This window comes from Micromonospora sp. DT44 (assembly GCF_049841635.1).
Taxonomy (GTDB): domain Bacteria; phylum Actinomycetota; class Actinomycetes; order Mycobacteriales; family Micromonosporaceae; genus Micromonospora.
This window is the reverse complement of the sequence record NZ_JBNCKS010000111.1, coordinates 1-7,023: the sequence shown is the minus strand read 5'-3', so window position 1 is coordinate 7,023 and position 7,023 is coordinate 1. Positions and strand designations below refer to the sequence as shown.

Annotated in this window: 7 protein-coding genes; 4 read left to right on the top strand and 3 right to left on the bottom strand. The window is 64.7% G+C overall.

Going from position 1 to position 7,023, the window contains the following annotated elements; genetic code table 11:
• Window positions 1-278 precede the first annotated feature (278 nt).
• The 3 genes from ACLQ25_RS32250 to ACLQ25_RS32240 all read left to right on the top strand — a co-directional run bounded on the left by ACLQ25_RS32250 (window position 279) and on the right by ACLQ25_RS32240 (window position 2,979).
• Window positions 279-797 carry a flavoprotein gene (locus ACLQ25_RS32250; protein WP_425734509.1) on the top strand — a complete coding sequence of 173 codons (519 nt, stop codon included), beginning with the start codon at window positions 279-281 and terminating at the stop codon, window positions 795-797.
• A gap of 212 nt (window positions 798-1,009) precedes the next feature.
• Window positions 1,010-2,413, top strand: coding sequence for a hypothetical protein (locus ACLQ25_RS32245; protein WP_425734508.1), 1,404 nt, complete (start codon window positions 1,010-1,012; stop codon window positions 2,411-2,413).
• A complete protein-coding gene (locus ACLQ25_RS32240) occupies window positions 2,410-2,979 on the top strand; it encodes a GNAT family N-acetyltransferase (protein ID WP_425734507.1) in 570 nt (189 codons plus the stop codon). The genes ACLQ25_RS32245 and ACLQ25_RS32240 overlap by 4 nt, the downstream gene beginning before the upstream one ends.
• On the opposite strand, the gene ACLQ25_RS32235 is transcribed toward ACLQ25_RS32240, so the two are convergent.
• Together ACLQ25_RS32235 and ACLQ25_RS32230 are read right to left on the bottom strand one after the other, a co-directional pair.
• The gene (locus ACLQ25_RS32235) at window positions 2,942-3,361 is read right to left on the bottom strand and encodes a very short patch repair endonuclease (RefSeq protein WP_425734510.1); all 420 of its coding nucleotides are present in this window, start codon (window positions 3,359-3,361) and stop codon (window positions 2,942-2,944) included. The genes ACLQ25_RS32240 and ACLQ25_RS32235 overlap by 38 nt on opposite strands.
• A 395-nt stretch (window positions 3,362-3,756) precedes the next feature.
• On the bottom strand, window positions 3,757-5,061 hold the full coding sequence (locus ACLQ25_RS32230; protein ID WP_425734506.1) for a DNA cytosine methyltransferase: 1,305 nt from the start codon (window positions 5,059-5,061) through the stop codon (window positions 3,757-3,759).
• A 179-nt stretch (window positions 5,062-5,240) separates the two neighbouring features.
• On the opposite strand from ACLQ25_RS32230, the gene ACLQ25_RS32225 reads away from it, so the two are divergent.
• Window positions 5,241-5,660, top strand: a complete 420-nt coding sequence (locus ACLQ25_RS32225) for a DUF4259 domain-containing protein (RefSeq protein ID WP_425734505.1) — start codon at window positions 5,241-5,243, stop codon at window positions 5,658-5,660.
• 193 nt (window positions 5,661-5,853) lie between these two features.
• Here ACLQ25_RS32225 and ACLQ25_RS32220 read toward each other — a convergent pair whose 3' ends face one another.
• On the bottom strand, window positions 5,854-6,597 hold the full coding sequence (locus ACLQ25_RS32220) for an Eco29kI family restriction endonuclease (protein ID WP_425734504.1): 744 nt from the start codon (window positions 6,595-6,597) through the stop codon (window positions 5,854-5,856).
• Window positions 6,598-7,023 lie beyond the last annotated feature (426 nt).

Genomic DNA, 7,023 nt, shown 5'->3' with positions numbered 1-7,023 from the left:
AACTGGCACACCGGCCAACCGGTCATGCGATCCCTGACCGCCTACGACCACTGACCCCTTGGAATCGATCATCTAGTCGTCGAATCGTGGGCTGGCACCGGGGCGGGAGGGCTGCGCCGTTGAGGGCCGGCGCAACTCCGAGGCCGAACACCCGCCCCGGGCCATGCGTCGACTGTCGCGCCTGACCAGGCACAACGGCATGTCACGGTGATCGTTGACGGGATACACGATCGGTATGTGCTCCACGCCTCGACTGGCGAATCGGGCAGACTGCGGGCATGACGGAACGTCCGGTGCTGCATCTGGTCGTCTGCGCCGCAGGCCCGGCGGAAAATATCGACGAGCTGGTCGACCTCCTGATCGCCGACGGCTGGCGGGTCTGCATGATCGTCAGCCCGACCGCCGCGCCATGGCTCGACCGGGCGGCGCTACAAGAAAAAACCGGCTATCTGGTACGCGTGGAGTGGCGGATGCCCGGCGACCCCGAGCCGCACCCGCCCGCCGATGTGGTGGTGGCCGCCCCGGTCACCTTCAACACGGTGACCAAGTGGGCGTTGGGTATCAACGACACGCTGGCGCTCGGCGTCCTCAACGAGTCACTGGGCGCGGGGCTGCCGATCATCGCGTTCCCGCACACCAAGGAGAAGCTGGCCGCGCATCCCGCCTATGCGGGACACCTGGCGGTTCTGCGCGCTGCCGGCGTGATCGTGGCGGACGGCAAGCCGCTGAACTCGGTGAACGGGCCGGGACGTTGGGGCGTGGTCGTCGAGGCGCTGCGGGCGGCGCGCTCGTCCTGAACGGTTGCCGCCTATCGGCGATATGCGTCGTGCGTATACCAGTGCTCCACGCAGCGTGTTCAATGGATACGCTCGATGAGGCGAAGCGGACGGAGCCGCCGGTGACACACGCGAACTGCCCTCGGTGCGGCGGACGGCTGGCCCGGGACAACGACAGCGGACGGTGTACGCCGTGCCAGGCCGCTGAGCGGGACCGGCTGAGCGCGCCTCCGGTGGTACCGGCAAGCTTCTGGGACCACGAGCCGGTACGACTCGCGCTGGCGGAGCGGCATCTGGGGCGGGTGATCCGGGCGTACCGGTGCCATCCGTATCACGGGCGGGTCGCGTTGCCGCAGAGCGTGGTGGCGGGGTGGCTGGGGATCACGCAGGCGCAGTTGAGTCGCGTGGAGAACGGCCCGCCGCTGGTGCACCTTGATCGGCTGACGCACTGGGCGCAGCTCCTCCGCATACCGGCCGTCTGCCTCTGGTTTGGCCTGCCAGACCAGCCTTACCGTGCTGGAATCCGGGTGGTGGAGATGGGATCAGACCGTCCGCCCTCCCTCCGGAAGATCGATCACCGTGGTCTGCCCGCTGAGACGGCTACCGTGGAGGGTGCCTCGACCGGAGGGGGTGGCGTTACGGACCGGCGACGCTTCAACATTCTGGCCGCGCTCACCGGACTCGCTGCGGCGGGCCATCCCTACTTGCTCGCAAGCCCCACCAACGCACCCGGGACCATCGGCATGGAACAGGTGCGGCTGGCCGGCTCGCTGGTCAACGACCTCCGGCAGGCGGATGCCACAGTAGGAGCCGACCAACTCTGTGACGTCGCCATTCAGGTACACGCCCGACTGTCGGCCTGGGCCGCCAAGGCGAACTACAGCCGAGAGGTCGGGGACGCCCTACAAGGCGCCCTGGCTGACCTCGGCATCCAGGCGGCATGGCTCGCCGTCGACGCCGAACGCCGTCCGGAAGCCCGGCCCTTCCTCAACGAGGCCATTACCCGCGCTCGCATTGCCGACGACCCACGGGTGGAGGTGAGGGCATTGGCACTGTTGTCTCTGTTACTACGCGAGAGCCAACCGGGCGAGTCACTGCACTGCGCCGAGGCGGCGATGCGCGTCTCTGCCGGATGGGCCACGCCTCGACTCAGCACGTTGCTACACCTGCGGAAGGCACACGCCTACGCCGTGCTCAGAGACGCGAGCGGGTTCAGTCGGGAGATGACGAAGGCTCGTCGCGAGCTGGATCGCGGGCCACACGACGACGACCCAGGGTTTGTCGACTTCGTGGACGAGCAGGAGTTGAACGGCATCCAAGGACTTTCCAACCTCGCCCTGGGCAGACCCGAACGCGCCGCTCAGTCGTTCCGCGCGATCACTGCCAACCCATCGCCGGTCTATCGGCGCAACCAGGTCCTTTACACGATCGACCTCGCCGACGCGGCGTACCAGCAGGGTGACACCAACGAGGCGGCGCGCATCGCCCTGGACGTCCTGCCGGCGGTGAGCCAGATGAATTCGGGGCGAGTGAGCCGGAATCTTGCGCAGGTGCGGGCGAAGCGTGCAGCACCAGGAAATGCCACAACCACAACCCGCCAGTTCGTTGACGCCTACGACCGGGCGGTGAGTATGTGATCGAGGGCTTGCAACTTCGCCATCACGGGGCCGACGAGGCTGAGGGGATCCTCGATCAGCTCGTGGACCTCTACTTGGAGGTCTACGTGGGCGGCGGCGAGTTCTACAGCGAGGACCGCTACCGGCGTCAGCTCGACCTGCACATGCAGCGAGTGGGGTGGGAGCTGGTCACCGCAACTGTCGACGGCATTTTGGTCGGCTACACCTATGGCTTCCCACTTCCTCCAGAGACACGGTGGTGGGACGGAATCCACCAGCCTGTGCCGTCCGGGTTTACCCACGAGGACGGAAATCGAACTTTCGCGCTGAGCGAACTACTTGTGCATCCTGCTTGGCGACGTCAGGGCGTGGCTAGGGCGTTACATGACGACTTGGTCACGAGCCGATCTGAGGCGCGAGCCACGCTCTTGGTCCGCCCAGATAACGCAGTGGCCCGACTGGCATACCGCTCATGGAACTGGAACCTGGTTACCAAGTTAGAGCCGAAATGGGAGGACGCACCAACCTACGATGTCCTGGTTCGGGATGCTACTCACCCCTCAGCCCGGTCGGATGAGACCGGGTGAGCCAACGAGAAGTCGCGCCTCTCACTGTGCTTTCAATCCGGTCCGCAGCCTCCGCAGGATCCTCATGCTCCCAGACCCTGATTACGGACCAGCTAGCGTCGGCGAGCAACTGGTTCGTCTCTCGGTCCCGCGCGCGGTTACCTTCGATCTTTTCGCGCCAGAATTGGCCGTTGACTCGGGCAGGGCGATAGTGGTCGGGACATCCGTGCCAATAGCAGCCATCGACGAAGACCGCGACGCGTGCGGCAGGGAAGACAACGTCGGCAGTGCGACGTAGGTCGCGCAAAGGCCTAGCGCCAACCCGGTAACGCAGGCCCCGCTTATGTAGGACTGAACGTAGCCGTCTTTCGGGGCTCGTATCACGGGCCTTGTTGGCGCGCATGACGGCTCGCACGCTGAGGTTCTTCGCCCATGATGTCGGGGTGGTGTCGGCGGTAACAAGAAGACCGCGAGCCCACGCAAGACGCCAACCCTCGGCCAGATTCTCAACCCGCGTAGCGCATTCGACCTCGCCAAGGTAGCGGGTGGGTGACCGTCCCTTGTCGGACCAGCGCAGGTAGGCCCGAATCCGACGAGTGCGCGGTAGCAGTTTGAGTTCGACGGACGCCCGGGCCTGCCGCCCGTCGCCAAGGTCAACCCAACGCCGGTCAGGCCCGCCGGCAGCGCGGTCCTGTTCGAGCGACGCCACTTTCCGGCTTCGTCCCTGTCGACCCTTCCAAGCCTTCTGGTCCGGTGGCTTCTCAGCCCAACGAATATCAACCCGGGCCGCGGTCGAAGTCACCGCTGACTCTCAGCCTCTTCTAGCGCGACGGCGATGGCTCGGGCGAAGAACTCACCTAGCGCGACGGGGACAGCATTGCCGAGCTGGCGCATCTGCTCACCCCGAGGGCCGGCCAGCCTCCATTGGTCCGGAAACGTCATAACTCGTGCCGTCTCTCGAACCGTCATGTATCTGTGCCGGTACGGATAGGTCGAGCCATCAAGAGGCTCGGGCAGAAGTTCGTCGGTCAGCACCACGGACTCGCCGCCTGGTACGCCGTGCACTCCAGCCTTGACCGTCTTCGCTGGTCGGTCAAGTTCGTTCGGGGTATGCCCGGCATAGATTCGTGCTTCCGGCCATCCAATGTGGTCGGTAAATCCACCGAGGTTGTACTCGCGCCGGTCCAGCCGGTCCCACGGCACCGCAGGGAGGGGAGGTTGTCCGTCGAGTCCTTTGAGGGCGTCGCGCATCGTGCGCCACGGAAGCATGTCGTCGCCCGGCGGAGGGGCCGCCGGAAGTCGAGACATGACACGTCGACGCACGTGATCAGGTACGTCTGGGTGCCTCACCCAGTAGGTCCCATCCAGCATCGAACGAACTAACGCCGCTTCCGAGTAGCGTGGACGCACCGCGTCCACGAAGCGATCGACGTCCACTCCGAGATCCGACCGGAAAGCCACCATGATGATCCTGTTGCGGATCTGCGGAACACCGTAGTCGGCCGCGTTGACCCTGGTAGTGACGACCTGATACCGCCGCTTGGGATCTGACGGCTCCTCGGCGAGGCGCGCCTTCAACACCTCGTCATGATCACGCCACGTTGCGTCATCGTCACGCTCCTCGAACGGGAGCTTCAACTCGCGTTCGATGTACTCGAAGTACGGTCTAAACGACGGACGCAGCAGGCCGCGGACGTTCTCACAGATGACTGCCTTGGGCTGGATCTCTCGGATAGCGCGGAACATCTCCGGGAACATGTTCCGCTTGTCCTCATCACCCCGCGCGATGCCGCCCAAGCTGAACGGCTGACAGGGTGGCCCTCCCGCAAGTAAATCCACACGATCCCAGAGATAGCCGAAGTCAACCCGGGACACGTCGCCCTCAACAAGGGGCCACCGCTCGCCGATTGAGGGGATCCGCTCGTCCTCACCCCTTGAGTCGGCCGCGTTGGCCTTGAGCGTGTCGCACGCGTACTTCATAAGCTCGTTGACCAGCAGGGGCCTGAAACCAGCCCGATGCACCGCCATGGCCAACCCGCCGCCGCCAGCGAACAACTCGACCGAGGTTCGATCACTAGCTGGCTTCCTTGGCGGCTCAAGCACCGCAGGATCATACCGCGGAGTTGTAGATCTTCGGAAGTGACACGCTCGCGATGTTGTCGGGATAGATGCCCCTCAGGGCAGGCGGCTTGCGAATCGGACCAACGAGGTCTTGACGAGGAGCCCTCTAGGAGGCCGGTAGGCGCCGGTGTGGTTTCGTTACGCGAGCCTGAGGAGGAGCGATGGCAACCTGGCAGCTCGGTCCTTTCGACAACGACGACGCGGTTGAGTGGTGTGGCGCACTGGAAGACACAGTGCCTGATCAACGCACGTTATTCGTGCGTCAGACTCTCGAGGCAGCCGTCCTGGCGGCGGGTGTCCTTACACCCGAGGATGCCGCTCAAGCCATCGCAGCAGCGGCAACGGTGCTCCAATCAATCGCCGGCACGCCGCCGTCGGACTCGGCCTACGCACCGCGATTCCTCGGCCTTCATGACATCCAGGCCACCTCGCAGTTACGCGACCTGGCCACGCGGGCACTCGACGCGGTGCTAGCCCGCGGCTCTGCTTGGCGTCTACGGTGGGCCGAGGACATAGAAGAGGAGGAGGCGTTCGGGGTCATCGAGGAACTTCGCATCAATCTTGCCTCAGCGATGTCATAGCCCGAGTCACCTCGAGCACCCATCGATGCCGCCAGCGCAGGCTCAGCCCCAGGCTTGGAGGCTCCCAGTGCACACGATGAGCGACCGCCCGTCCGGCTGACTGACCGTATGACCCGACCCTGCCTATCCACGCCCGCTCTTGCGCCACTCAAGGCTGTCTGCCGCGACTCGGTGTCGGCCCAGCCAGGCTCAATCAGAGATCTCGGATCAGCATTTCGAGCGGCGTGAGGCCCTCTTCCTCAAGCATTGCTTCCGTGACGCTTTCGTCAACCGCCGGCACCGCGTCGAGATCCGGAGCCTTCACCTTGGAAAGATGATCAACGACCCCGCGACGAAGTTGGTCAGCGTCTTTCTTAGCCGCCGGCCGCTTCGCTGCCCACGCTCGGCCAGGGTGCAGCATGTCCCACGAGGAACGGGCCTGATCGCCCCGACCCTTACCCGGGTCGTGGTTCCCGAAGCCGTCGATGAGGACGTTCCAGACCGGCCGGTAGTGACCGATTAGCAACGCCTCCGCGAGCGGGACCCAGATGTCGTCCGCGACGAGGTAGCGGCATCGAAAATCTTCAAGGCGCAGCCCAAGTTGATGGTGCTCGATGCAGTACGTTTCCGCAAGCTGCACCGATTTGCCGTGCTGCCTCAGCCGGTCGAACAGTGCCGGTTTGGTAGTCGTGCTCTGAAGACCCAGCGCTCCCTGCCGGGCACCGGGGGCGCTGGCACGGCCGACGTAGATCGGAATTTCTCCTACATCACGCACCGGCGGAGCAATCGGTTGGTACAGATCCAGGGCGCCAACGTAGTAGATGGCGTAGAGGCCCGCGCCAGCGAAGGATTCCTTTGGCGGCAGCGGCGCCAAAGGCCTCGAGAGTAGAGCTCGCTCCACGCTCTTGCCAAGCTCCACACGATCGAGTGGATTGTAAGGCTTCAACCGATCGGACATAGACGCGAGATTAGCGCCTCATGATCGTTCTGCACAGCTCGCAGCGCCAGAAATATGGCTTCCTCATGAATGAGGCTCCACGTCGGGCAGCCGCCAGCCCGCCAGGCGCCCTAGCCGACCGATGACACGGGTGCCGAGACAGTCCCGCCTGCCACTGCCCCCGCTCCATCAAGGCACAGCGAATCAACTTGTCAACGACTCTTCATTCGGGAGACCCGTATCGCCGACCGCGACCTGGGCGCACCCCCGTACCTCTACGCCGACACCATGACGTACAAGTCCCACACTGGTGTCGGCAGCGCCTGTCGCAGGCGCGCCTCGGCGTCGTCGATGTACAGGTTCTGCCTAATACTCCAGCCGCAGTTGCCTGATCTGGAGTTTTGGCAGCCCAACGGCATGATCGACGTTGTAGTTGAGCCTGCGGCG